This is a genomic window from Nitratidesulfovibrio sp. HK-II, from assembly GCF_003402415.2.
Classification (GTDB): domain Bacteria; phylum Desulfobacterota; class Desulfovibrionia; order Desulfovibrionales; family Desulfovibrionaceae; genus Cupidesulfovibrio.
Map to the genome: position 1 here is coordinate 3,424,300 of NZ_AP036014.1, position 24,438 is coordinate 3,448,737.

The following is a 24,438-nucleotide window of genomic DNA, read 5'->3' on the forward strand; positions in this document are numbered from 1 at the left end:
GGCAGTCGGGGCCGGTGCCCGGCGGCGCTCCAGTGTGCGCCAGGAGCGGCAGTCCGGGCCGGTGGCCCGGCGGCGCTCCAGCGTGCGTCAGGAGCGGGCGGCGGCCATGGCGTCCAGGCTCCACGCGGTGGCCCGCGCCAGCACATCGCCCATGGCCGTCTCGAAGGCTGCGGCCACCTGCGGCAGGCCGGTCCCCGTGGCGGCAACCCGCTGTGCAACGGCGGTGAAGGCCACGATGCGCCCGGTCTTCAGGTCCACCAGGCGCAGGGCCAATTCCACCTCCACCTCGGGAGCGGACGCACCGCCATCGGCACGGGTGTTGAAACGGCGCAGGTCGGTCATCAGCCTGTAGTCGGGATAGATGCCCGCCGATTCCTCTGCCGCACCATCCAGCCTTCCGGCGCGCTCGAAAGCCTCCACCAGCAGCCGCTGCACCAGGCGCGGCGCGGGGCTGGTCCACTTGGCCCCGGCGTAGTAGCGCACCTCGCGCCCGGCGCCTGCCCCCAGCACCAGGGCGATGCGGTCGGTATCCAGCATGCGGCTGGTTTCCGGCAGGGCCACTGCCAGTTGAAGGCGCAGCGGCCCGCCCGCCGCCGGGGCGGGCATGGCCGGGGCCAGCAGCAGATGCGTGGGGGCCGGGCCGGGGTCCAGCACGCCAGCGCAGCCGGTCAGCAGACACGGCAGCAGGAACAGCAGGCACAACGCCAACGGCGGCAGCATGGCCCAGCGGGTGGGGTGGGAGGGGCGGACGGGGCGCGCGGCGGCGACGCGCGGATCGGTCGGGGGGGTCATCGGGCGTCATACTCCGGTACGGGGTTGCCGAACAGGAAGCGTCGGGGGTCGCTTTCCACCTTGTGGGCCAGCCGGTCCATGGTGGCCACCAGTTGCCGGGCCTCGGCCAGCAGGCGGCGCATGTCTTCCAGCCCTTCGCCCGAAAACTTGGCCAAGCCCGGCTCGGCCCGCGCCACCAGCCCGTCCATGCGCCGGGCCATGTCGCCCACGGCGCGGGTGGAATCGCGCAGGTCGGTGCGCAGGTAGTCGCGCATGTCGCCGGTGGCCCCTTCCAGCCCGGCCGAGGCGTTGGCCAGGCGGCGGGTGGTCACGTCCAGGTTGCCGATGATGCGGTCCATGGCGTCGGCCCTGGCGGCCAGCCGGGTGGTGAGCAAGTCCAGCGACTGCAACACCTGGGCCAGTGCCCGGCGGTTCTCGTCGTCGGCCATGCCGGACATGCGCTGGATCAGTTCGCGGCTGTCGGAAACCACGGCGGGCAGCCCGGCGAACAGGGCCTCCAGCCGTGAAAGCTGGGCGGGAATGACGGCCACGTCCTCGCCGTCGCGGGGCTTGAGCAGCGGGCTGCCCGCCGTGCCGCCGGAAATCTGCACCACGGTCACGCCAGTGATGCCGCGCGCCTCCAGCGCAGCAACCGAATCCTCACGCACCGGAGTCTGGGCGGCGATCTCGATGCGCACCTTGACCCGGCCGGGGTCGGTGGGGCTGATGGTGATGGCCTTCACCGCGCCCACCTTCACCCCGTTGAACAGCACGTCGTTGGCCACGCTGAGGCCGGAGACGTGCCCGGTGAAGTTGATGTCGTACTGCACCAGGTCCACCCCGCTGCCGCGCCCCGCCGTCCACAGGATGAAGGCCAGCGCCCCCACCACCGCCATGAGCGTGAACACCCCGACCAGCACGTAACTGGCTCTGATTTCCATGCATTCTCCCTTGGCAGAGCTAACTTGCCCGGTCGCCGACACCACCCGCCGCGTACGCGCCAGGCCCGCCAGGTCCGGCAGATCCGCCAGATCCGGCAGACCCGGTGGACCCGGCCCGCGCCTGCCCATTGGCCGGGGCGTCATGCCCCGCGTGGCCGGAAACTTCGGCCACCCCGGCGGCCACGCGTCCGCGCGGCCCGGTGAAATATTCGCGCAGCCACGGGTGGTCCACCCGCAGCAACTCGTCGATGGCGCCCACCGCGTAGATGCGTTTTTCCGCCAGCACGGCAACCCTGTCGCACACGGCATACAGCGAATCCAGGTCGTGGGTGATCATGACCACGGTAAGCCCCAGCGCGGCGCGCAGGTCCGCGATCAGCGCGTCGAAGGCCGCCGCGCCGATGGGGTCGAGCCCGGCCGTGGGCTCGTCCAGAAACACCACCGCCGGGTCCATGACCAGCGCGCGGGCAAGCCCGGCGCGCTTGCGCATGCCGCCGGAAAGCTCTGACGGGTATTTCAGCGCCGCCTCGGGCGCAAGGCCCACCATGCGCAGCTTCATGGCGGCCACGTCGTCCATGGTGTCGGGCGGCAGGTTGGTGAACTCGCGCAGGGGCACCTTGATGTTCTCGATGACCGTCAGCGACGAGAACAGGGCTCCGTCCTGAAACAGCACGCCCCACTGGCGGCGCACGGCGCGCCGCGCGGCCTCGTCGGCATGGATGATGTCCACCCCCAGCACGCGCACGTCGCCCGCCTGGGGGCGGCGCAGGCCAAGGATGGTGCGCAGCAGCACCGACTTGCCCGAACCGGAGCCGCCGATGAGCCCCAGCACCTCGCCGGGCAGCACGTCCAGGTCCAGATTTTCGTGCACCGTCACCGGGCCGAAGCGGTTGGCGATGCCCCGTAGCGAGATGATGGGCGCGTCCGTCATCCTACACCCCCAGCGACATGAACAGGATGGCGAAGCCCGCGTTGGCCACGATGACCAGGAAGATCGCCTCCACCACCGCCTGGGTGGTCAGCCGCCCCACCGATTCCGCGCTGCCGGTCACCCGGAAGCCCTGAAAACATCCCACGATGCCGATGATCAGCGCGAAGAACGGGGCCTTGACGAGGCCGGTGACGAAATTGGCCAGCCGGGTGATCTCCAGGAAGCGCACGGCGAACGCGCCGGGCGAGATGCCCAGCGACAGCCACGAGGCGATGCCCCCGCCCAGCACGCCCATGAAGTCGGCGATGAAGGTGAGCACCGGCAGCATCAGCACCAGCGCCACCACGCGGGGAATCACCAGCACCTCCATGGGGTCCAGCCCCATGGAGCGCATGGCGTCCACCTCTTCGTTGGCCACCATGGCCCCGATCTGGGCGGTGAACGACGAGCCTGAACGGCCCGCCACGATGAGCGCCGTCAGCAGCACGCCCAGCTCGCGCAGGGTGGAGACCTCGATAAGGTTCACCACGAACACCTGCGCGCCGAAGCGGGTGAACTGCTCCGACCCCATGTACGCGGTAACCAGCCCGATGAGAAAGGTGAGCAGCGCCACGATGGGCACGGCCTGGATGCCGGTCTGCTCCATGTGGTGCACGATGGACACCCAGCGCAACCGCCACGGCCGGACGGCGGCGGCGGCCAGCGACACCAGGAACATGCCCAGAAACCCGATGATGGAGCGGGCCTGCTCCAACTCCTCTACGAAGGATGCGCCGATGGCGTTCAGCGCGCGCAGCACCGGGGATACCCGGCGCTCGCGCGGCACCGTGGAAATGTCGATGGCCCGCACCCGGTCCAGCAGCATGGCCCGGCCCGGGTCGGGCACGTGCCATACCACGTGCGCGCCCGCAGCGGCCATGTTGGCGGCGGCCCGACACAGCAACTGCGCCCCCGCGGTGTCCAGGCGGCTTACCTCGGCAAGGTCCAGATGCACCACGGGGGCGTCGCCCCGCACGCCGCAGGCGGCGCAGACCCCGGCGCAGTGGCGCAGCAGCCGTGACGCCATGCGGCTGATGGAGCCCACATCCCACGCGCCGGTAAAGGTGAACACCTGCTCTTGCGTGCAGGTTTGCGCCAGGCCCACCCGTTTTCCCGCCTCCGTCCCATCGGGCGTCCCGCGGGCGAACGCGCCGTCCGCGCTGGCGGCGGCGGGCGCGCAGATCAGCCCCGGCTCGTGCGCCCCGGCATGGGCGTCCGGGTCGGGCCGCCGGTAGTCGCCCTTGAGGGTGGGTTCTCGGAACGGAGGGACGGTTTCGCGCATTGGGGCAATCTACCACGCCCCACCAGCCGCGCCAAGGGCAGGCTGCGCGTGCGGACAGCGGATCAAGCGCCGTGCAGGCCCGGAAACGGAGAGCGCACCGACGGCGGGCGCACAAAAGGACATCGCCGAAATGGACTGGAGGGGAAGGGCGCGGACGTGACGGAACGCGAAACCGACGGGCCCAGTTCGCACTGAAGGGGCCGGTTGCGCCCCCGGATGAATCGATGAATCGGACGAATCGAACGAACCGGGTGAATCGGGCGTGACTGGACCTGACCTGGCAGACCGGGCAGACCGGACATGAAAGGGCGGGCAAACACGAAGAGCCGCGCGGCCACGGCCCGCGCGCACCATGAAACTGCCCGATGGCGGCGATGCGGCGACGGCGGGCTATTCCGCGTCGTCGTCGTACCACTCGTGTTCGTAGCCGTCGGTGAGCTTGTAGCTGCGCACCTGCACCAGCATCTCGCCGTCCTTTTCGCGCACCGTGCCCACGATCTCCACATGGGCGTTGATGTGCGCCGCAAGGTCGGCCCCGGCGCCGCGCGGGATGATGTGGAACTCGGTATCCCCGGCGGCCACGGCCACCTTGGCGGCCATGTCGTCGTGCCCTTTCAGGGTGAGCGGCACGATGTACCCCTGAATAGTCCTGATGCCTTCCATGGTGTTCACAGATGTCTCTCGCGCGAACGGGAAAGGGTCCGCCCTTCGGACCCACACAACATTGCGAAATATTACCCCTTTCCAGAAAATGCAAGCGTTTGCCGGGCAAGGGCGCGTAAAAAAAATACCTTGCGGAAAATTACCTTTTATTCCGGATCATTGCGCATCCATACAGCGCGACCTTTCCGCCCCGGCACCGCCGTATTCCCCCGGAAAAGACCGGACAGCGGACGCCGCCGCGCCCCTTCCCGGCCGACGCTACCCGAAACGGTACGCGGCGATGGTGGCCCCCATGGCCCGGCAGGCGAACACCCGTTGCCCGATATCATCGCCCGCCGCCCCCGCAACGACCATCAGCGGCAGCAGGTGGTCTGCGCGGGGATGGGAGTCGCGCGCGGCCGGGGCCGCCTGCCAGCGGGCCAGGGCGTGGTTGCGCCGCGCCGGGTCCGCGTCGGTGACCGTGGCCGTCAGCCAGGTGTCGAACACGTCCGAATCGGGCAGGGGCAGGTTGTCGGCGCGGCGGAAGGCCCGCATGTTGTGGTAGCTCATGCCGCTGCCCACCACCAGCACGCCCTCGTCGCGCAGCGGCGCAAGGGCGCGGCCCAGCGCCAGGTGGGCCGCCGGATCCAGGTCGTGGCGCATGGACAGTTGCAACGTGGGGATGGTGGCCTGCGGGTACGAGAGCAGCAGCGGCACGAACACCCCGTGGTCGAAATCGCGCTCCGGGTCTTCGTCAAGGAAAATGCCCGCCCCGTCCAGCAGCGCGCGCACGCGGGGAAACAGGCCCGGCGCGGGCGGCGCGGGCCAGCGCAGTTGGTAGGTGTGCGGCGGAAAGCCGTAGTAGTCGAACAGCAGCCCCGGATCGGGCGTGGTGGCCAGGGTGAAGACGGGCTCTTCCCAGTGGGCGGAAATGACCAGCAACGCGGCGGGCGGTTCCGGCAAGGTTTCGGGCAGGCGGCGCAGCCATGCGGCCAGCGCGTCCCAGGTGCCGGGCGGGGTCCAGTCCATGAAGAAGCAGGGTCCGCCGCCGTGCGGTATGTAGAACGCGGGCTGCCGGGCCATGGGATGCACCTCGCTGCGACGCGGCAGACCGCGGCCCGCCATGAAAAAACAAACGGACACTCCGCCTCGCGCCCTAGGGGCTGTAACGCCGTGTCCGTCCTGTGCCCCGCGCGCACGGCGGGGCGCTGCCCCTCAATCGCGGAGCAGCGTGCATCGCCGGAACATGCCTAGATTCGACGTCCCAGATACGCGGTATCCACCCCGTACAGGTGCGACGCCTGCGGCGCGGATTCCCCGTTGTCCTCGTCCACCACCGAATAGCCGGTGACGTCAAGGGTGAAATAGCCGTCCTCGATCTGGCTGGCGATGCCCGTCACCACCACTTCCAGCCCGTCCAACTCAAGATCGGTGACGCCCCGCAGCAGAAAGATGCGGTCATCCATGGTCTCCAGCAGCGGGCCGTCGTCGGTAACCACCACCACGCCGGTCACCACCACTTCGGGCGTTTCCGGGGCCATGGTCATGCCCGCCGCATGGGCCGGTGTTGCCGTCAGCATCCAGTTCGACAGCAGCACCAGCAACAGCGCCACCACGGCCGCAAAGACCCTGCCGCCGCTCATCCCTTCCTCCGTCCGCGCCATCATGATCCGGCCCTCGTCCTTGCCTTGACATTCCCACCGCGCGGGCGACCACCCTGCGCGGACCCTTGCGAGTCGGCACGCCGTGCCCCGGCATCCCCGGTTCCGCGCCGCCTGTCCCGCTCCGGGCGCATCAAACCTTGTCACGCGCCCCCCAAATTCACCCCGCCGCATCCACCACCCCGAACTCCCGCACGGTGAGCAGCAACCGCCCGTCGCGCGCGGCCAGCCAGCCCGTGGCCGTCACCTTGCGGCGGCACAGTTCCAGCAGCGCCGGATGCTCCGCCACGTTGCCCACCACCAGTTCGCGTTCGCGGTCATCGGCAATGAGCACGCCGGAAACCTCGAAATTCTCGCCCCACGCATCCGGCAGGACATAACCCGTCACGGACACCAGGGAACCGTGGCCCCGCGCGGCCTGCCGCCCTTCTTCAGCGAGGGGCCCCGCCGTGCCCCCCTTGGGGGCCTCGAGCTCGCCGGAGTCTCCGGAAAGCCCGCCGCGCACGCTGGGGGCAATCATGCCGGACGTGGCGGCCGCCAGATCGGGCCCGTTGGGCTCGTTGCGCGAAGGATGACGTGAATCCATTCCGCATGGACAGCATTTTCCGCGCCATACCGCCAACTTGGCGTTCTTTCTAGACTTTCTGTATACGCACGACAAAAATAGGAACTTTGAATTCCTTTTTTTACGGATTGCCCGTTCAGCCCTGCATGAAAGAACACCTAACCTGCCGTTTCCCTGCTCAATACTATCATGTAACATACTGTATATGAAGAAACAGCGCAACAATCAGAATTTAAAGTTCCGAAATTTACAAAAGAGAATTCATACTTCCGCTTTATTGCATCTCCAGGCCGCGACCCACCAGAACGCCGCACGCCGACGGCGGGGAACGATCCCGCCGTCGGCGTGCAGGGCGCGTCCGGGCATGGTCCGACGCCCGGCAGTGGCGACCAGACGGGTCAGCCCCGCGCGGGGCTCCCGCTATCCGGTGCGGAGGATGACGCGCGGCGGTCCTTACCCGCGCAGTTTGTAATCCTCCTTGCGCAGGCCGTGCCGGGTCATCAGCGTGTGCAGTTGCCGGGTGGTCACCCCGGCAAGCGCGGCGGTGCGCTGGACGCTGCCCCCGCACTGGGCCAGAGCCCGTTCCAGGTAGGCCCGCTCGAACACGTCCACCGAGCGGCGGCGCGCCTCGGCCAGGGGCAGGGTGGTGTCCACCGTGGCCAGCCGCCCGCCCCCGCCGGGGCCGAAGAATTCCGCCGGAAAGCTGTCCGGCATGAGCACCGTGCTGCCCTCGAGGATGCAGGCCCGTTCGATGAGGTTTTCCAGTTCGCGCACGTTGCCCGGCCAGTCGTAACCCATGAAGGCGTCGATGACCTCCGGATGGATGGACCGGATGTCCTTGACCATCTGGGCGTTGTAGCGGCGCACGAACAGTTCGGCCAGCAGCAGCAGGTCTTCCTTGCGCTCGCGCAGGGGCGGCACGTCCACGGGAAAGACATTGAGCCGGTAATACAGGTCGCGCCGAAAGCGCCCCTGCGCGCACAGCGCGGCCAGATCCTCGTTGGTGGCGGCGATGACGCGCACGTCGGCCCGCAGCAACGCCTCGCCCCCCACCCGCTGGTAGGCGCGGTCCTGCAGCACGCCCAGCAGCTTGATCTGGGCCGACTGGCTGACGGTGCCGATTTCGTCCAGAAATATGGTGCCGCCCTCGGCAATCTCGAACTTTCCCGGCTTCTTGCGCACCGCGCCGGTAAACGCGCCCTTCTCGTGGCCGAACAGTTCGCTTTCGATGAGCGTGTCCGGGATGGCCCCGCAGTGCACGCTGATGAACCGCCGCGAACGCCGGTTGCTGTGGTTGTGGATGAGCCGGGCGATGAGGCTCTTGCCGGTGCCCGTCTCGCCCGTGAGCAGCACGGTGCTGCGCGTGCCCGCCACCAGCCGCACCTTGTCGAACACCTCGCGCATGCGGGGGCTGTTGGTGTGGGCCAGGTCCACCGCGTCGCCCGCCCAGTGGCGGTCGCGCAGGTAGTCCAGTTCGGACCGCACCAGCGCCGATTCGTGCAGCTTCTGGGCGACAAGGCGCACCTCCTCCTCCAGCAGGGGGTACGGCAGGTAGCCCCCGGCCCCGGCCTGCACCGCGTCCACGGCGTGGCGCACCGCGTCGGCCTCTGCCAGCACGATGATCTCGGCGGAGGGCACCCGGCGCTTCACCTCCCACACCGCCTCGTGCAGCACCCGGCGCGAGGGTTCGCGCCCCTCCAGCAGCAGGCCGAGGTCGATCAGCACCATGTCGTGCGCGCGGCCGGTGGCCTGCGCCAGCGCTTCTGCGCGGGTGCGGCAGGGAATGACCGTGACGTCGTCGGCAAAGCTGGCGCGCAGCACGTGCAGGGCGTCTTCATGGGGGGTGACGGCGAGCAGGTATTTCATGCGTTCCTCATTGCCCTTCCGCCTATGGGAAGCCGCGACGGAGCGCAAGCCCCGAGAAACGGCGGCGGCGGGCACTGCATCGACCCGGCTTTACACTTCTCTTTAAAATTCATAGAAAAACATAATGAGAAATACCGGACGCGGCAGACGGGGCGCTGGGGTCTCGTCGCTTCCGCGTCCCCACGATCACAGGAGGTTTCGCATGTTTCGTTCGCATGATGTCGCGCGCCGATCGGTGTTCGCCCTTCCGCAGCCGCCGGCCCTGCTGCTGGCGCTGGCCCTGGCGGCCATCCTGCTGCTGCCCGGCATGCCCCGCAACGCCACGGCCGCCGATGCCGCGTCGGTCATCGGGGCCATCGACGACGCCGTGCGCGAAGCCGACCGCGCGCGCGATGCTTACGACCGCGTGCGCTCCTCTGGCGACCGGGATGCCATCTCGCGCTACGAGCGCGATTGGCGCGATTCCGAATACAAGCTGGAAGACGCCCGCATCGAAAACCTGTCGCGCGAATCGGGCATGTCGCCCTCGCGCATCCGGGCCATGCGCGAATCGGGCATGGGCTGGGGCCAGGTGGCCAAGGAAGCGGGCGCGCACCCCGGCTCGCTGGGCGTGGGGCACTCCAAGAACAAGAAGGGCGGCTGGAACCGCGACGACGACCGTGACCTGTACCGCGACTACTATCGCGACCGTGATCGTGACCGCGACCGTGATCGTGACCGCGACCGTGATCGTGATCAAGGCGGCAAGGACGGCACGCACGACGACAAGCACGCCAAGGGCGGGCACGCGGACGACGGTCGGCAGGGCAAGGGCGGCAAGCCCGACAAGGGTGGAAAGGGCAAGGGCGGAGACGACTATCCCTACGATGGCAAGGCAAAGGGCAAGGGCAAGAAGTAACCGCCGACGCACGCCGGGATACGCGCGCGGCAACCAGCCGGGGGCCGCGCGTTGCCGCCGCCACGCCTTTACAACCACGGGGCCGCGCGGCTAGGCTGCGCCGTCGACGTACGTTGCCCGCGCGGCGCTTCCGCCGCGTTCCTTCCCCGCAACCCGCAGGAGCCCCCCATGGCCCAACGCACCGCCATCATCCCCGCCGGAGCCCCCGCCCCGGTCGCCCCCTATTCCCCCGGCCTCGCCTGCGGCGGACTGCTGTTCGTCTCCGGCCAGTTGCCCGTGGACCCGGCCACCGGCGCCTTCGTGGAGGGCGACATGGCCGCGCGCACCCGCCAGTGCCTGTGCAACGTGCAGGCCGTGGCCAAGGCCGCCGGGGCGGACCTGGACAAGGTGGTCAAGGTCACCGTGTTCCTCACCAACCTGGCCGACTTTGCCGCCATGAACGCCGCCTACGGCGAATTCTTCGCCGCGCCCTTCCCGGCCCGCTCCACCATTCAGGTGGCCGCGCTGCCGTTGGGCTCGAACATCGAGATCGAAGCCATCATCGACCTTTCCTGACGGTTCACTCCCGGAACTTCACGCGCCCGGCGGCTCCATTCCTACGGATGAACCGCCGGGCGCGCTTGCCCGGCTCCCGCCGTCGCCAGCCCCCCCGCCCGTCTCCTTAACGGCCCAGTGCAGCCCGTTCCTGCCCCGTCAGACTTCCTCACGACCCCATTTGACCCCATCCGGCCCCATCCCCGGCCGCATCCGGCCGCGCTCTGCCCCATCCGAGCCTCGTCCACTTTTTCCGGACAATCCGCCATTCCACCATTCCGTCCCCATTGACCTTGCCGGGGGATGGGGATATCTCCCTTTTTCATGAGAATGATTTTCAACATCACGATATCGGCAGCCCATTCCGGCGTCCTGATCCGCAAAACACCGGAGCGGCGGGCCATGCTGAGCATCCTGCTGCACCAGTTCGCGGAGTCGCTCGGCAACGCCATCGACGCCAAGGACGCCCACACCCGCTCGCATTCCGAGGAAGTGGCCCTGGCCGCCTTTCTGCTGGCGCGGGCCATGGGCCTTTCCCCGGCCGACGCCGACCGGGTGCACGTGGCCGGGCACCTGCACGACATCGGCAAAATCGGCGTGCCCGACGCCGTGCTGCTGAAGGCGGGCACCCTGACCCCGCAGGAATGGGAACACATGCGCGCCCACCCGGTCATCGGCGCGCGCATCGTGAGCCCCGTGGCCGACCTTGCCGACGAGGGCGTGGCCGCCATGATCCTGCACCATCACGAACGATGGGACGGCCGGGGCTACCCCAACGGCCTGCACGGCGAGGCCATCCCCCTTGGCGCGCGCATCATCGCCCTGGCGGACAGCCTGTCCGCCATGCTCCAGCACCGGCCCTACCGCCCGGCCATGCGCTTCGAAGAGGCCGAGGCGGAACTGCTGCGCTGCTCGGGCAGCCAGTTCGACCCCGCCGTGGTGCGGGCCTTTGTGAACGTGCGCGACGAGTTGCACCGCGCCATCACCGCGCCCTTGCCGCCACGCCCCGAGATTGCCAGCGCCGCCGTGGCCCCTTGCTGCCGCCACGGGCACGCCGTGCCCGATGCCATGCATGACGCCGCCCCCGGCGCGCGCCCTGCCCACTCGCCCGAAACGTCCGCCGTCACCACGGCAACCGCGACCAACGGCACTGGCGCAGTGGGCGGCACTGGCGCGGCGGGTGGGTCCGAGCCCCCCCGCCGAAACGATATCACCGCCCCACGGAGCGCCACATGGGAAGACACGTGGGAAGACGGCCGCGCCACGCCGCGCGGCCTGATGATCCCGGTGCCCGCATGAATCACCTTCATTCCTGCAATACCGGCGGCGCGCACGCCGACGCCGCACACCCCGCGAACCGGACCGACGCCGCCGCGCGCGCATGGGGTCTGCCCCTTGCCGCCCCCCGCTGGCTGCGCCGCCTGACCGACGCCTTCTGGCGCGGCGTGGACGCGCTGAACCCGCGCACCCGGCTGGCCATCGCGCTGTTCCTGGTGGTGGCCGCCCCCGCCGGGGTGCTGCTGCACCACCTGGAATCGCAGGGCCGCGCCGTGCTGCCCGCGGTGCCCGGCCTGCCCCGGGCGCTGCCCCTGGCCGTGTACGACGACATCATCCTGGCCGTGGCCCTGTACCTGGCCGGTGCGCTGGTGCTGTGCATTCCCGTGGCCGGGCTGGTCTGCCGCTTCGTGCTGCTGCGCGACATCCGCGAGATCAACGTGTTCTGCCTGGCCCTGCGCGAAGGCCGCCAGCCGCGCCCCCTGGCGCTGCCCAACGAGCAGGAGGACGAGCACGAACTGCTGCGCCTGAAGCGCAACCTGGAATGGATGGCTCACCTGGTGGCCAGCCGCGAGCGGCACCTGATGGCCCGGCTGGAGGCCACGGACAGCCGCGCCAGGCACATGGAGGAACTGGCCGTGCGCGACCCGCTGACCGGCCTGTTCAACCGCCGCCACTTCGAGCGGCGCATGGCCGAGCTGACCGCCGAGGCCCGGCTGCGCCCGCCCTTCCATCTGATGCTGGTGGACTGCGACCGCTTCAAGGCCGTCAACGACACCCACGGCCACGCTGCGGGCGACGAACTGCTGCGCCTGCTGGGCGACGTCATCGCCGAGGCGGTGCGCGCGGGCACCGACACCCCCTGCCGCATCGGCGGCGACGAGTTCGGCATCCTGTTCGCCTGCCCGGACGAGAACGCCGTGCGCACCGTGGCCGAACGCATCCGCCACCGCTTCGCCCAGTGCCAGTCCCACGGCTGCACCCTGAGCATCGGCATCGCCCGCTATCGCCCGCAAGGCGACGGCAACGCCGACGCCGCCTGCCAGTTGGCCCCGGTGACCGACGCGGGCAACGCCGCCTGCGCGGGCGAGGGCGCGCCCCTGGCCGTGCAGGCCATGGTGGCCCGCGCAGACGGCGCGGTGTACGCGGTGAAGCGGCGCGGGGGCAACGGCATCGCCGTTCGCTAGGGCGCGCGCATTCCCGCCCGCGTGCGGCTCCACGCCTGCCTCCCTGGACGACGACACCCCCGCCGATGCGCGCATCGGCGGGGGTGTTTCGTCATGGGGCAAGGGCCACTCGCGGCGGATACGGGAATGCCGCCGGGCGCGCTACGCCTGCGGTTGCGGCGCGCTCCGCTCGTTGCCCAGGGCGCGGCCCATCTTGCGCTGCAGCCAGCGGCTCAGCCTGTCCAGGTACATGTAGTACACCGGGGTGATGTACAGGGTCAGCAGCTGCGACACCATCAGGCCGCCCACCACGGCCAGGCCCAGCGGCCTGCGCTCCTCCGCCCCCGCGCCGAAGCCCACGGCGATGGGCAGTGCGCCCATGAGCGCGGCCATGGTGGTCATCATGATGGGCCGAAAACGCACCAGGCACCCGTGGAAGATGGCGTCGGCCGGTTCGCGCCCCTCGTTGCGCTCCGACTCGATGGCGAAGTCGATCATCATGATGGCGTTCTTCTTCACGATGCCGATGAGCATGATGATGCCCACGAAGGCGTACAGGTTCAGGTCGTAGCCGAAGAACATCAGCGTGAGCAGCGCGCCCATGCCCGCCGAGGGCAGGCCGGAAAGGATGGTCAGCGGGTGGATGAAGCTCTCGTACAGGATGCCGAGCACGATGTAGATGACGAACACCGCCAGGGCCAGCAGCACGGTCATGCCCTGCAGCGAACTCTGGAAGGCCTGCGCCGTGCCCTGGAACGACCCCACCACGTCGGCGGGCAGCAGGGGCGAAGCCACCTGCTCCACCTGGGCCACGCCTTCGCCCAGGGCCACGCCGGGCCGCAGGTTGAACGACACAGTCACGGATGGCAACTGGCCGGAATGGTTCACCGACAACGGCCCCACCCCTTCGCTGAGGCTGGCCAGGGTGTCCAGCGGCACCAGCATGCCGGAATTGGCCCGCACGTACAAAAGCGGCAGCACCGAGGCATCGCGCTGGTATTCGGGCAGCAGTTCCAGCAGCACTCCATAGTCGTTGGTGGGCGCGTAGATGGTGGATACCTGCCGCGAACTGAAGCCCGACTGCAACGCCTCTTCGATGCGCTGGGCCGAAACCCCCAGGGCCGCCGCCTTGTCGCGGTGGATGGTCACGCGCACCTCGGGGTTTTTCAGTTGCAGGTCGCTGGTCACGTCCTGCAAGCCGGGCAGGGTGCGCATTTTTTCTTCAAGCAGCGGTGCCACCCGGTACAGTTCCTCGGTGTCCGGCCCCTGGATGGTGTACTGGTACAGGCTCTTGGTGGTGCGCCCGCCGATGTTGATGGACGGCGGGTTGGACACGAAGGCCTGGATGCCCGGCAGGGTGTTCAGTTTCGGGCGCAGCCGCTGGATGATCTGCTCCGGAGTTTCCTTGCGCTGGTGGCGGTCCTTCAGCATGATGATCAGCCGCCCGGCGTTGCCGCCAAGGTTGGGCCCGCCAGCACCCACGATGGAAGTGAACGAGGCGATGGCCGGGTCCGCCGCCAGCACCCCATGCAGGGCGGTCTGGTTGCGCACCATGGCGTCGAACGAGATGGACTGGTCCGCCTCGGTGAAGCCGGAAAGCTGCCCCGTATCGCCGCTGGGCAGAAAGCCCTTGGGCATGACCACGAACAGCCACGCCGTCAGGCCCAGCACGCCCAGCGAGGCGAGAAAGGTGATGAAGTGGTGGCGGGTGGTGAAGCGCAGGCTGCGCTCGTAGATGTGCAGCAACCCGTCGAAGAACGCCTCCAGCGCGTTGTACACGCGGCCGTGGCGCTCCGCGCCGTGCGGCTTCAGAAAGCGGCTGCACAGCATGGGCGTGAGCGACAGCGAGACCACGCCCGAAAGGCCGATGGCCACCATGATGACCACCGAGAATTCGCGGAACAGCCGCCCCACCACCCCGCCCATGAACAGCACGGGAATGAACACCGCCGCCAGCGAGATGGTCATGGAAATGATGGTGAAGCCGATTTCCTTCGACCCGTCCAGGGCCGCCTGCATGACCGGCTTGCCCATTTCCTTGTGGCGCACGATGTTCTCGAGCATGACGATGGCGTCGTCCACTACGAAGCCCACGGCCAGCGTCAGGGCCATCAGTGACAGATTGTCCAGGCTGTGCCCGAACACGTACATCAGCGCAAAGGTGCCCACCACCGACATGGGCAGGGCCAGGCTGGGGATGACCGTGGCCGAAAGGCTGCGCAGGAACAGGAAGATCACCAGCACCACCAGGAACACGGTGAGCACCAGGGTGAACTTCACGTCGTCCACCGATTCGCGGATGGTCTGCGAGCGGTCGTACATCACGTTCAGCTGCACCGACGCGGGCAACTGCCGCTCGAACGAGGGCAAGATATCCTTCACCGCGTTGACCACGGCCACGGTGTTGGAGCCGGGCTGGCGTTGCACGGCCAGCACGATGCCGCGCGTGTCGTTGAACCAGGTGAACTGCTTGTCCTGCTCCACGCTGTCGATGACCCGGCCAAGCTCGCCCAGGCGCACCGGCGCGCCATCGCGCCAGGCCACCACCATGGGCCGGTACGAGGCGGCGTCGAACAGCTGGCCGCTGGCCTGGATGTTGCGCGAGGTGTGGTCGCCCTGCAGGGTTCCGGTGGGCAGGTTGACGTTGGAATCGGCAATGGCCTTGGCCACCTCGTCAAGGCCAAGGCCGCGCGTGGCCAGGGCGCGCGGGTCCACCTGGGCGCGCACCGCGTACTTCTGCGAACCGTACACCTGCACCTGGGCCACCCCGGCCACCATGGAGATGCGCTGGGCCAGCATGGTGTCCGCGTATTCGTTCACCTGCGACAGGGGCAGGGTGGGCGAGGTGAGCGCGATGTACAGGATGGGCTGGTCGGCGGGGTTGACCTTGCGGAAGTAAGGCGGCGTGGTCATGTCGTCGGGCAGGCGGCGCTGCGCCTGCGAGATGGCCGACTGCACGTCCAGCGCGGCCGCGTCGATGTCGCGGTCGAGGGCGAACTGGATGGTGATGCGCGTGCGCCCCAGGGTGCTCGACGAGGTCATGGAGTCGATGCCCGCGATGGTGGCGAACTGGCGCTCCAGCGGGGTGGCCACGGCGCTGGCCATGGTTTCCGGGTCGGCCCCGGAAAGTTCCGCCGTAACCTGGATGGTGGGAAAGTCCACGTTGGGCAGGTCGCTCACCGGCAGGTTGCGGTAGCCCACCACCCCGAACAGGAACATGGCCAGCATGACCAGGCAGGTGGTCACCGGCCTGCGGATGAAGAACGCCGCGATGTTCACTGGCGCGCCTCCGCCGGGGCCGCGCCCTTGCCGCCGGACTCGACCTTCTGGCCAGATTGCCCGGACGGGCCGGACTGGCCGGACGGGCCGGACTGGCCGGGCTGGCCGGACTGGCTGGCCGGGTCGCCGGGGGTGACGGGCTTGGCCGAGGCCGGAGCAGCGCCCGCCGGGGCCTTTTCCTCCACCAGCGCGCCGGGGGTCAGGCGCAGGTGGCCGTCCACCACCACCCGCTCGCCGGGGGCCACGCCCTCTTCCACCACCACGGAGCCGCCGTGGGAAAGCCCGGTGCGCACCTTGCGCAACTGCACCGTGTTGTCCTGTCCCACCACGTAGGCGAACAGCCCCTGGCTGCCGGTCTGCACCGCCTGCGAGGGCACCACCACCGCGCCGGGCAGCGCGCCCAGCTCCACGTACACGTCCACGAACTGGCCGGGCCAGAGCACCCGCGATTCGTTGGCGAAGGTGCCGCGCATGCGGATGGTGCCGGTGGCCGTGTTCACCGTGTTGTCCACGAAGGTCACCGCCCCGCGCGCGGAAACGGCCGTGCCTGTGCCGGGCCCGCCGTCGGCCTTGCCGCCGTCGCCCGTGCCGGGACCGGGCACCCGCGCCTCCACGGGCACGCCCCCGGCGGCCAGGCGCGCGCGGGCGGCGGCCAGGTGCATTTCCGGCAGGGCGAAGCCCACGTAGATGGGCTCTATCTGGTCGATGACCACCAGCACCGTATCCGCCCCGGCGCGCACCATGTTGCCCTGGTCCACCTTGACCTGCCCGGCGCGGCCCGACATGGGCGCGGTGATGGTGGTGTACGAAAGCTGCACCCTGGCCGTCTCCACCGTGGCCTCGTCGGCGCGCACCGTGGCCCGCAGCGAATCGGCCGTGGAGCGGTACTGGTCGAACTGTTCGCGGCTGATGTAGCCGTCGGCCACCAGCGCCTCGAAGCGACGCACGTCGTCGTCGGCCTTGGCCAGCAGCACGCGGTCGCGCTGCAGCTTGGCCTGGGCCTCGTTCAGCGCGGCCTCCAGCACCCGGCGGTCCACCGAGAACAGCAGGTCGCCCTTGCGCACGTCCTGCCCTTCCCGAAAGTGCACGCCCACGATCTGGCCGTCCACGCGCGACTTCACGGACACCGTGGCGTAGGGCTCCACGTTGCCCACGGTGCGCACCACCACGGGCAGATCGCGCCGCTCGGCCAGGGCCGTGGCCACGGGCACCGGGCGCTTCTGGGGCTTGGCCTTGGCGGCGTCATCGCCGCCGGAGCAGCCCGCCAGCACGGCCAGCAGGGCCAAGGCCAGCAGCGCGGACAGGGCGGGCAGAAGCCGTCGGACGCGGGGACGGGCGGACGGAAGGTTCCGGGCGGGCGCAAGGCCCCGGACGGACGGCGAGGGGGCGATGGGGGATCGGGTGGAGGTGTTCATGCGGGGTTCCGTTTGCGGCTGGGAGTGGGGGTGGCGGATGCGGCGCGCGACGCCGCTTCGTCGGGGGATTCCGGGTGTCCGTCGCGCAGGCGCGCCCGCAGGGCGGCTATGCCCGCCAGGGAGAAGGCGGTGATGTGGTCCTCCAGCTCGTCAAGGCTGGCGGCGTCGTACGAAATTTCAGGATACAGCAGCGGGATGACGTGCCGCGCGAAGTGGTGGTGCAGGCTCTGCCCCACCACGCTGAGCGCGCACAGGGCCACGGCGCAGGTGCGCTCCGGCTCGTCCAGCAACTCGCGCACCGTTTCGGCCAGGTACCCGGCGCGCGCGCCGATGACCCGGCCCACGATGTCGCCGATGACGCCGGTGGGGTCGGTCATCTCGCGGATGAGCAGCCTGTTGTACCAGTCGGGCCGACGCGAACCGCGCGTGCGGTGCAACTGCGAATGGATGAAGGCGCGCAATCGTGTTTCCGGGTCGGCAGGTTCGGCGGCGGCGCCGGGCGCCTCGCCGGGCGTGCCCGCTGGGGGCAGCGGCGGTTCCGGAAAGGGTTGCAGCAGCACCTCGCGGTACAGGCCCTGCTTGTCGCCGAAGTGGTATTTCACCAGGGCCACGTTGACGCCCGCCCGGCGGCAGATTTGGCGCAGCGAGGCGCGGTGGAAGCCCAGTTCGGCAAAGGTCTCGCCAGCGGCGGCCAGAATGCGCGCCCGGCTGTCCTGGCCGGTCGCATCGGCTGCGTTCCTGTCCGGGCTGGCCGTACCCGTACCAGCAGCACCCGGACCAGCCATGTCCGGACCGGCCATGCCCTGACGGGCAGGAGCGGCGGCGTTGTCGGCGGACGCGGCCTGGGCGCGTTCGAGAGAGGCGGAGGGATGGAAGTCCGGCAAGGCGTCGTGCATGGGATGTCCGTAGGGCATGTGGGCGTGGCCAGGGCCGAGGCCGGGGCACGGGGGCAGGATGCGGCCCCGCGCTGGCGGGCCGCGCATCTCCGGTCCGCACCGGAGGGCGTTCGGCCTACTTAAACGAGTGTTTAAGAAAGTCAATAGCCCGTCAACGCTCTGTAATAAAAGCTCATCAGCACAACTCACGGCGCACCCCGCGCCGCCCTCGCGCTTGTACCCTTTCGCCACATGCTCGAAGGGCGCGCAGCCGCTCCGGAGCGGCGGCCCACCGCCTGCCGCCCGCGCCATATCCGCCCGCGCCAACGGATACACACGCCCCTCCCCCGCCGCGTCGGCGACCAGCCCGGCCACTCAAAACGCCTCCCGCGCCAGGGTGCGGGAAACCGCCCCCTCGTTGCGCGCCCCATCTGCATGCCCGGACACATCCCGAATGCGCCCCTATCGCTCCCCTGATGCTCCCCTGTCGCACCCGCGGCATTGCCTTGATCCCGCGCCCGCCGCGACGCGGACGCACGTTCCGGCATGTTTGCCCGCGCAACTCGCCATTCCATGCTCCCGCAAATAAAAGCAATGCTCACATGTGAGACATGCGCTAATTCCTACCTGCCAATTAGACTGTGCGACCAACCACCTGTACTATTTTACAATTTCCTTGACGTTTCCAGGTTGGCGGGACATAGAATCCGTGCGGGAATCCAAGGGCCCATGCCTGTAGGGCATGCAATCCGTGAGCGGCGACGTCCACCCGGAGGCGGCGCGGCTCTCCTTTGTCCTTTGTTACGAGGTGCGTATGCTGGACACCCTTGTCTTCGGAAGCGTCGTGTTTCCACTTTTAGCTGCCCTGGCGGTCTATTTCGTCAGGGGCGACGCCGCGCGCAGCATCATCGTCCCGGTATCGGTGGCGATAACCGCCGCGGCGGCGGTGGGACTGGCGGGTCTCGGCTCGTTTTCCTACTCGCCCCAAGCCATTCTTGGCATCAGCCTCAACGGCCTCATCACCGTTCTTGATTTCGCCCTTCTCGGGTTCATTTTCCTCATCGCGCTGCGCATGGGGCACCTGCTTATCATGGGGCTGACGGTGCTGCAGGTGCTCGGCATGGTCTATCTGGACTTCTTCCTGATGGACCACGGGGCGCCGGTCACCGGCTTCTTCGCCGACAGCCTGTCGCTGACCATGGTGCTGATCATTTCCATCGTGGGGGGCCTCATCTGTTTCTACGGCCTCGGCTACATGAAGGAGCACGAGGAGCACCTGCACCTCGCCAAGAGCCGCCAGCCGCGGTTCTTCTTTTTCATGCTGCTCTTCCTGGGCGCCATGAACGGCCTGGTGCTGGCCAACAATCTGTCGTGGATGTACTTCTTCTGGGAAGTGACCACCCTTTGCTCGTTCATGCTCATCGGGCATGACGGCACCGACGAGGCCAAGACCAACGCCACCCGCGCCCTGTGGATGAACATGGCGGGCGGCGTCGCTTTCGTGGCCGCGCTCATGTTCCTGCAGAAGAGCACCGGCACCCTTTCGGTGCAGGACATCCTGGCCAAGTCGGCCGCCCCCGGCATGAAGACCGCGGCAATGCTGCTGCCCATGGCCTTCCTGTGCTTCGCGGGCTTCACCAAGGCCGCGCAGGTGCCCTTCCAGAGCTGGCTGTGCGGCGCCATGGTGGCTCCCACCCCGGTTTCCGCGCTGCTGCACTCCTCGACCATGGTCAAGGCGGGCGTGTACCTGGTCATCCGCATGGCCCCTGCCTACCAGGGCACCATGCTTTCCGCCGCCATCGCCATCTTCGGGGCGTTCACCTTCATCACCACCTCCGCCCTGGCCGTAGGCCAGAGCAACGGCAAGAAGGTGCTGGCCTACTCCACCATCGCCAACCTGGGCCTGATCATCGCCTGCGCGGGCATCAACACCTCGGCCGCCATCGCCGCCGCCGTGATGCTGATCATCTTCCACGCCATCTCCAAGGGCCTCCTGTTCCTGTGCGTGGGCGCCATCGAGCAGAAGATCGGCTCGCGCGACATCGAGGCCATGCGCGGCCTGTTCAAGGTGATGCCCCGCACCGCGGTGATCACCGTCATCGGCATCGTGACCATGATGCTGCCGCCCTTCGGCATGCTGCTGGCCAAGTGGATGGCGCTCGAATCGGCCGCCACCGCCACCGCCGCCATGCCCCCGCTGGTTATCATGCTGGCTCTGGGCAGCGCCCTGACGGTGCTGTTCTGGGCCCGCTGGGCCGGGGTGATGCTGGGCTCCACCATGCCGGGCGAAAACCCGCCCGCCGAACACCAGCCCTTCTCGGTGCGCCTGCCGCTCTTGCTGCTGGCCGCCGGGGCCGTGGGCCTCTCGCTGCTCTCGCCCTTCGTCTACAGCATGCTGGTGGCCCCGGCCACGGCCCTGTACGCCAAGGCTTCCGCCTACACCGTGACCATGGGCGTGTTCGAGAACAACGCCGGGGTGTTCGCGGTGTACCCGCTGTTCCTGCTGCTGGGCGTGGGCTTCATGTACGCCCTGCGCGCCGCGAAGAAGGTGGGTCCCGAAGCTGCCAGCCTGCCCTACATGGGCGGCGCGCAGAAGATGGTGGACGGCAAGATCGGCTTCAACGGCCCCATGAACGGGTTCGTGGAAGCCGCCGCGGGCAACTACTACCTGGAAGCCCTGTTCGGTGAATCCAAACTCTCGAAGTCCATCAACGTGATCGCCATCGTGCTGCTTGCGGTCATGCTCGGGGGGGTGCTGTAATGCTTACGTTCATCGCCGCTCTCATCGGGCTTGCCCTCACCCCGGTGGTCGGGGGCCTTCTTGCCGGTGTTGACCGCCGCGTCACCGCCCGCCTGCAGTCCCGCTTCGGGCCGCCCATCCTGCAGCCCTTCTACGACGTGCTGAAGCTGCTGGGCAAAGCGCCCATGGTGGTCAACTCGTGGCAGGTCATGTCGGCCTACATCTACGTGATGTCCTCCGCCCTGGCCGTGCTGCTGTTCTTCATGCAGGGCGACCTGCTGCTGCTCTTCTTCGTCATGACCATCGGCGCGGTGTTCCAGGTGGTGGGCGCGCTGTCCGTGCCTTCCCCCTACGCCCAGGTGGGCGCCCAGCGCGAACTGCTGCAGATGCTGGCCTACGAGCCGCTGATCATCGTGGTGTTCGTGGGCATCTCCATGGCCACCGGCAGCTTCAAGATCGCCGACATCTACGCCATGGACAAGCCGCTGCTGCTCAGCATGCCGTTCCTGTTCATCGCGCTCGGCTACGCGCTGACCATCAAGCTGCGCAAGTCGCCCTTCGACATCTCGGCCTGCCACCATGCCCACCAGGAACTGGTGCGCGGCGTGCTGACCGAATACTCGGGGCCGCACCTGGCGCTGCTGGAAATCGGCCACTGGTTCGACGTGGTGCTCATCCTCGGCCTGTGCTCGCTGTTCTGGCACACCAGCATCGTCGGCATGGTCGCGCTGCTGGTGGTGACCTACGCGGCGGAAATCCTGATCGACAACATCTGCGCGCGCATGACCTGGCCGTGGATGCTGAAGAACGTACTGGGCGTGGGGCTTGTGCTGTCGGTGTTCAACCTGCTCTGGCTCTACGTCAGCTAAGGGGAGGAGGCGATAATGGGTCTGCTTGAGAACTGGATCAACAAAGGCCGTCTGAAGTCCCCGTGGGTCGTGCATTTCGACTGCGGGTCGTGCAACGGCTGCGATATCGAAGTGCTGGCCTGCCTTACCCCCGTCTTCGACGTGGAGCGTTTCGGCATCATCAACGTGGGCAACCCCAAGCACGCCGACGTGCTGCTGGTCACCGGCACGGTGAACCACCGCAACAAGAAGGTGCTGAAGAACATCTACGACCAGATGCCCGACCCCAAGGCCGTCATCGCCATCGGTGCGTGCGGCACCTCGGGCGGGGTGTTCCGCGAGTGCTACAACGTGGTGGGCGGCGTCGACCAGGTCATCCCGGTCGACGTGTACGTGCCCGGTTGCCCGGCCAAGCCCGACGCCATCATCGACGGCGTCGTCACCGCCCTTGACGTGGTGAAGGCCAAGCTCGGCCTTGGCGAGATGCCCAAGGTGACCGTCATCGACTAGGCCGCATGGCGGGATGCCCCCGCCGACGTCCGCGCCGTCCTGCCCCCCCGTGGGCGGGACGGGCGCGAACCCTCAAGCGCCGGAAGGACCGGCGAGCCCCCCACGGGGCAACGAGGACAGCAATGCCCACGCACAGCGAAATACTGAACGCAACGCCCATCGCCGTCGATGCCGTGGTCGCGCAGGCCAAGAGCATGTTCGACCAGGGCTACCGCCTGGTCACCATGTCCGTGGTGGACCTTGGCGACGGCAACGTGGATATCTTCTACCACTACGACCTGAACAACGAGATGACCCACTTCCGGCTGACCCACCCCAAGGACCAGCCCGTGCCCAGCATCTCTCCCGTCTACTTCGCCGCGCTGCTCGTGGAAAACGAGTCGCGCGACCATTTCAACCTGAAGTTCGACGGCCTGGTGCTGGATTTCAACCGTACGCTGTACCTGGATGACGAGATTACCTCGACCATCTCGGCGCCGTTCTGCAAGATCTCCACCATCCAGAAGAAGGATTAAGAGGTAGGTCTCATGTCCCGCACCATCATTCCTTTCGGTCCGCAGCATCCGGTTCTGCCGGAACCCCTGCACCTGAAACTGGTCGTCGAGGATGAAACCATCGTCGAAGCCATTCCCGCCCTGGGATACGTGCATCGCGGCCTTGAAACCCTCGCCAGCATCCGTGACTACAACCAGATGGTCTACATCGTGGAACGGGTGTGCGGCATCTGCTCGTGCATCCACGCCATGTGCTACTGCCACGGCCTTGAAACCATGATGAACGTCGAGGTGCCCACCCGCGCCAAGTACCTGCGGGTGATCTGGTCGGAACTGCACCGTATCCACAGCCACCTGCTGTGGCTCGGCCTGTTCGCAGACGGCTTCGGCTTCGAAAGCCTGTTCATGCAGTTCTGGAAGATCCGCGAACGCGTCATGGACATCAACGAAGCCACGGCGGGCAACCGCGTGGTCATCTCTGTCAACGTGGTGGGCGGCGTGCGCCGCGACCTGGACAAGACCCAGCAGCGCTGGATTCTCGACGAGCTGGACAAGCTGGAAAAGGAACTGCGCCAGCTGATGAAGACCATGCTCGACGACTACACCGTGAAGAAGCGCACCGTGGGCGTTGGCGTGCTGACGGCCGAACAGGCCCTCCAGCTCGGCGCTGTCGGCCCCACCCTGCGCGGCAGCGGCGTTGCCCAGGACGCCCGCCAGCTTGGCTACGCGGCCTTCGACGAACTGGACTTCGAGCCCGTCACCTCGCCCGAGGGCGACAGCTGGGCCCGTTCCAAGGTCCGGTTCATGGAAACGCTGCAATCCATGGATCTCGTGCGTCAGGCCATTTCGCGCCTGCCCGATACCGAACTGGCCGTCAAGGTTCCCGGCAAGCCCACCGGCGAGGTGGTCTGCCGTGTCGAACAGCCCCGCGGCGAGTTGCTGTACTATCTCAAGGGCAACGGCTCGAAGAACATGGAGCGGGTGCGCATCCGCACCCCCACCTTCGCCAACATCCCGCCGCTTCTGGCCATGCTGCCCGGCGCGCAGCTTGCCGACGTGCCCATCGCGGCCCTGACCATCGACCCGTGCATCAGCTGCACCGAGCGGTAAGCAAGGAGACAAAGACCATGTACATGCTCAGCAACGTGCTGCGGAACATCATGGGGAAATACTCCACCCGGCTGTACCCGTTCGAAACGAGGCCGGCGTACGAGGGTTTCCGCGGCAAACTGGTGAACAACATCCACGACTGCATCTTCTGCAAGAGCTGCCAGATCAAGTGCCCTTCGCAGTGCATCACCGTGGACCCCAAGGAAGGCAAGTGGGATTGCGATCCCTTTGCCTGCGTGTACTGCTCGGTGTGCGTCGATGCATGCCCCACGCACTGCCTGTCGATGGAAAACCAGCATCGCAAGCCCGCGCCCAGCAAGTTCGTGGTGAGCCTGCAGGGCACGCCCAGAAAGTCCAAGAAGGCCGACAAGAGCGCCGAAAAGCCTGCCGAGGCCGACGCTCCCGAAGCCTAGACGAATACCCCGCGCGTCCGGCACGGCGAATGCCGGGCACGCGGCTGCCTTGAGAGCTGACCGGGAAGCGGGGAAACGACCCGGAACAGAAGGGGCGCGGTGAAAACCGCGCCCCGCTCTGTTCCGAAATGTGGGAAATCGAGAAAGGCGTGGCAAGCCGCGCCACGCACCGCGCGACAAAGA

The 24,438-nt window shown here is 68.1% G+C and carries 22 protein-coding genes; 10 read left to right on the forward strand and 12 right to left on the reverse strand.

The window, feature by feature from the left end; translation table 11 throughout:
• Positions 1-87: 87 nt before the first annotated feature.
• The 9 genes from RVX_RS14460 to RVX_RS14500 all read right to left on the reverse strand — a co-directional run bounded on the left by RVX_RS14460 (position 88) and on the right by RVX_RS14500 (position 8,698).
• Entirely contained in the window at positions 88-792 is a 705-nt protein-coding gene (locus RVX_RS14460) for an ABC-type transport auxiliary lipoprotein family protein (RefSeq protein ID WP_116307910.1), read from the reverse strand.
• Entirely contained in the window at positions 789-1,712 is a 924-nt protein-coding gene (locus RVX_RS14465; RefSeq protein WP_116307911.1) for an MlaD family protein, read from the reverse strand. The genes RVX_RS14460 and RVX_RS14465 overlap by 4 nt, the downstream gene beginning before the upstream one ends.
• A 19-nt stretch (positions 1,713-1,731) precedes the next feature.
• The gene (locus RVX_RS14470; protein ID WP_230404798.1) at positions 1,732-2,643 is read right to left on the reverse strand and encodes an ABC transporter ATP-binding protein; all 912 of its coding nucleotides are present in this window, start codon (positions 2,641-2,643) and stop codon (positions 1,732-1,734) included.
• Between the two features lies 1 nt (position 2,644).
• On the reverse strand, positions 2,645-3,964 hold the full coding sequence (locus RVX_RS14475; RefSeq protein ID WP_116307912.1) for an ABC transporter permease: 1,320 nt from the start codon (positions 3,962-3,964) through the stop codon (positions 2,645-2,647).
• A 390-nt stretch (positions 3,965-4,354) separates the two neighbouring features.
• Positions 4,355-4,627: a hypothetical protein gene (locus RVX_RS14480; protein WP_043608924.1), complete on the reverse strand. Its 273-nt coding sequence runs from the start codon at positions 4,625-4,627 to the stop codon at positions 4,355-4,357.
• A gap of 258 nt (positions 4,628-4,885) precedes the next feature.
• Entirely contained in the window at positions 4,886-5,689 is an 804-nt protein-coding gene (locus tag RVX_RS14485) for a DODA-type extradiol aromatic ring-opening family dioxygenase (RefSeq protein ID WP_116308089.1), read from the reverse strand.
• 167 nt (positions 5,690-5,856) lie between these two features.
• Complete coding sequence (locus RVX_RS14490; protein WP_230404799.1) at positions 5,857-6,249, reverse strand: hypothetical protein; 393 nt, start codon at positions 6,247-6,249, stop codon at positions 5,857-5,859.
• 178 nt (positions 6,250-6,427) lie between these two features.
• Positions 6,428-6,853, reverse strand: coding sequence for a hypothetical protein (locus RVX_RS14495; RefSeq protein ID WP_230404801.1), 426 nt, complete (start codon positions 6,851-6,853; stop codon positions 6,428-6,430).
• A 432-nt stretch (positions 6,854-7,285) separates the two neighbouring features.
• Complete coding sequence (locus tag RVX_RS14500; RefSeq protein WP_116307914.1) at positions 7,286-8,698, reverse strand: sigma-54-dependent transcriptional regulator; 1,413 nt, start codon at positions 8,696-8,698, stop codon at positions 7,286-7,288.
• Between the two features lie 202 nt (positions 8,699-8,900).
• On the opposite strand from RVX_RS14500, the gene RVX_RS14505 reads away from it, so the two are divergent.
• The 4 genes from RVX_RS14505 to RVX_RS14520 all read left to right on the forward strand — a co-directional run bounded on the left by RVX_RS14505 (position 8,901) and on the right by RVX_RS14520 (position 12,592).
• Positions 8,901-9,596, forward strand: a complete 696-nt coding sequence (locus RVX_RS14505) for a hypothetical protein (protein WP_116307915.1) — start codon at positions 8,901-8,903, stop codon at positions 9,594-9,596.
• A gap of 168 nt (positions 9,597-9,764) precedes the next feature.
• Entirely contained in the window at positions 9,765-10,151 is a 387-nt protein-coding gene (locus RVX_RS14510) for a Rid family detoxifying hydrolase (RefSeq protein WP_116307916.1), read from the forward strand.
• Between the two features lie 381 nt (positions 10,152-10,532).
• The gene (locus tag RVX_RS14515) at positions 10,533-11,429 is read left to right on the forward strand and encodes an HD-GYP domain-containing protein (protein WP_116307917.1); all 897 of its coding nucleotides are present in this window, start codon (positions 10,533-10,535) and stop codon (positions 11,427-11,429) included.
• The gene (locus RVX_RS14520; RefSeq protein ID WP_116307918.1) at positions 11,426-12,592 is read left to right on the forward strand and encodes a sensor domain-containing diguanylate cyclase; all 1,167 of its coding nucleotides are present in this window, start codon (positions 11,426-11,428) and stop codon (positions 12,590-12,592) included. Before RVX_RS14515 ends, RVX_RS14520 begins: the two co-directional genes overlap by 4 nt.
• 141 nt (positions 12,593-12,733) lie before the next feature.
• Here RVX_RS14520 and RVX_RS14525 read toward each other — a convergent pair whose 3' ends face one another.
• The 3 genes from RVX_RS14525 to RVX_RS14535 are packed head-to-tail and all read right to left on the reverse strand — an operon-like array spanning position 12,734 to position 18,161.
• Complete coding sequence (locus RVX_RS14525; RefSeq protein ID WP_116307919.1) at positions 12,734-15,850, reverse strand: efflux RND transporter permease subunit; 3,117 nt, start codon at positions 15,848-15,850, stop codon at positions 12,734-12,736.
• A complete protein-coding gene (locus RVX_RS14530) occupies positions 15,847-17,265 on the reverse strand; it encodes an efflux RND transporter periplasmic adaptor subunit (RefSeq protein WP_116307920.1) in 1,419 nt (472 codons plus the stop codon). Before RVX_RS14530 ends, RVX_RS14525 begins: the two co-directional genes overlap by 4 nt.
• Positions 17,262-18,161, reverse strand: a complete 900-nt coding sequence (locus RVX_RS14535; protein WP_116307921.1) for a CerR family C-terminal domain-containing protein — start codon at positions 18,159-18,161, stop codon at positions 17,262-17,264. Before RVX_RS14535 ends, RVX_RS14530 begins: the two co-directional genes overlap by 4 nt.
• A 793-nt stretch (positions 18,162-18,954) precedes the next feature.
• Between RVX_RS14535 and RVX_RS14540 the strand changes: the two genes are divergently transcribed.
• The 6 genes from RVX_RS14540 to RVX_RS14565 all read left to right on the forward strand — a co-directional run bounded on the left by RVX_RS14540 (position 18,955) and on the right by RVX_RS14565 (position 24,255).
• A complete protein-coding gene (locus RVX_RS14540) occupies positions 18,955-20,901 on the forward strand; it encodes an NADH-quinone oxidoreductase subunit L (protein ID WP_420192357.1) in 1,947 nt (648 codons plus the stop codon).
• Entirely contained in the window at positions 20,901-21,749 is an 849-nt protein-coding gene (locus RVX_RS14545; protein WP_007524160.1) for a respiratory chain complex I subunit 1 family protein, read from the forward strand. The genes RVX_RS14540 and RVX_RS14545 overlap by 1 nt, the downstream gene beginning before the upstream one ends.
• 15 nt (positions 21,750-21,764) lie before the next feature.
• A complete protein-coding gene (locus tag RVX_RS14550) occupies positions 21,765-22,238 on the forward strand; it encodes an NADH-quinone oxidoreductase subunit B family protein (RefSeq protein ID WP_007524163.1) in 474 nt (157 codons plus the stop codon).
• Positions 22,239-22,360: 122 nt separating this feature from the next.
• Entirely contained in the window at positions 22,361-22,753 is a 393-nt protein-coding gene (locus RVX_RS14555; protein WP_116307922.1) for an NADH-quinone oxidoreductase subunit C, read from the forward strand.
• Between the two features lie 12 nt (positions 22,754-22,765).
• On the forward strand, positions 22,766-23,842 hold the full coding sequence (locus RVX_RS14560) for a nickel-dependent hydrogenase large subunit (RefSeq protein WP_116307923.1): 1,077 nt from the start codon (positions 22,766-22,768) through the stop codon (positions 23,840-23,842).
• A 17-nt stretch (positions 23,843-23,859) separates the two neighbouring features.
• A complete protein-coding gene (locus RVX_RS14565; protein WP_116307924.1) occupies positions 23,860-24,255 on the forward strand; it encodes a 4Fe-4S dicluster domain-containing protein in 396 nt (131 codons plus the stop codon).
• Positions 24,256-24,438 lie beyond the last annotated feature (183 nt).

Coding starts and splice junctions, on each gene's coding strand:
- RVX_RS14460 (WP_116307910.1), bottom strand. CDS start 792: ATGACCCCCCCGACCGATCCGCGCGTCGCCGCCGCGCGCCCCGTCCGC.
- RVX_RS14465 (WP_116307911.1), bottom strand. CDS start 1,712: ATGGAAATCAGAGCCAGTTACGTGCTGGTCGGGGTGTTCACGCTCATG.
- RVX_RS14470 (WP_230404798.1), bottom strand. CDS start 2,643: ATGACGGACGCGCCCATCATCTCGCTACGGGGCATCGCCAACCGCTTC.
- RVX_RS14475 (WP_116307912.1), bottom strand. CDS start 3,964: ATGCGCGAAACCGTCCCTCCGTTCCGAGAACCCACCCTCAAGGGCGAC.
- RVX_RS14480 (WP_043608924.1), bottom strand. CDS start 4,627: ATGGAAGGCATCAGGACTATTCAGGGGTACATCGTGCCGCTCACCCTG.
- RVX_RS14485 (WP_116308089.1), bottom strand. CDS start 5,689: ATGGCCCGGCAGCCCGCGTTCTACATACCGCACGGCGGCGGACCCTGC.
- RVX_RS14490 (WP_230404799.1), bottom strand. CDS start 6,249: ATGAGCGGCGGCAGGGTCTTTGCGGCCGTGGTGGCGCTGTTGCTGGTG.
- RVX_RS14495 (WP_230404801.1), bottom strand. CDS start 6,853: ATGGATTCACGTCATCCTTCGCGCAACGAGCCCAACGGGCCCGATCTG.
- RVX_RS14500 (WP_116307914.1), bottom strand. CDS start 8,698: ATGAAATACCTGCTCGCCGTCACCCCCCATGAAGACGCCCTGCACGTG.
- RVX_RS14505 (WP_116307915.1), top strand. CDS start 8,901: ATGTTTCGTTCGCATGATGTCGCGCGCCGATCGGTGTTCGCCCTTCCG.
- RVX_RS14510 (WP_116307916.1), top strand. CDS start 9,765: ATGGCCCAACGCACCGCCATCATCCCCGCCGGAGCCCCCGCCCCGGTC.
- RVX_RS14515 (WP_116307917.1), top strand. CDS start 10,533: ATGCTGAGCATCCTGCTGCACCAGTTCGCGGAGTCGCTCGGCAACGCC.
- RVX_RS14520 (WP_116307918.1), top strand. CDS start 11,426: ATGAATCACCTTCATTCCTGCAATACCGGCGGCGCGCACGCCGACGCC.
- RVX_RS14530 (WP_116307920.1), bottom strand. CDS start 17,265: ATGAACACCTCCACCCGATCCCCCATCGCCCCCTCGCCGTCCGTCCGG.
- RVX_RS14535 (WP_116307921.1), bottom strand. CDS start 18,161: ATGCACGACGCCTTGCCGGACTTCCATCCCTCCGCCTCTCTCGAACGC.
- RVX_RS14540 (WP_420192357.1), top strand. CDS start 18,955: ATGCTGGACACCCTTGTCTTCGGAAGCGTCGTGTTTCCACTTTTAGCT.
- RVX_RS14545 (WP_007524160.1), top strand. CDS start 20,901: ATGCTTACGTTCATCGCCGCTCTCATCGGGCTTGCCCTCACCCCGGTG.
- RVX_RS14550 (WP_007524163.1), top strand. CDS start 21,765: ATGGGTCTGCTTGAGAACTGGATCAACAAAGGCCGTCTGAAGTCCCCG.
- RVX_RS14555 (WP_116307922.1), top strand. CDS start 22,361: ATGCCCACGCACAGCGAAATACTGAACGCAACGCCCATCGCCGTCGAT.
- RVX_RS14560 (WP_116307923.1), top strand. CDS start 22,766: ATGTCCCGCACCATCATTCCTTTCGGTCCGCAGCATCCGGTTCTGCCG.
- RVX_RS14565 (WP_116307924.1), top strand. CDS start 23,860: ATGTACATGCTCAGCAACGTGCTGCGGAACATCATGGGGAAATACTCC.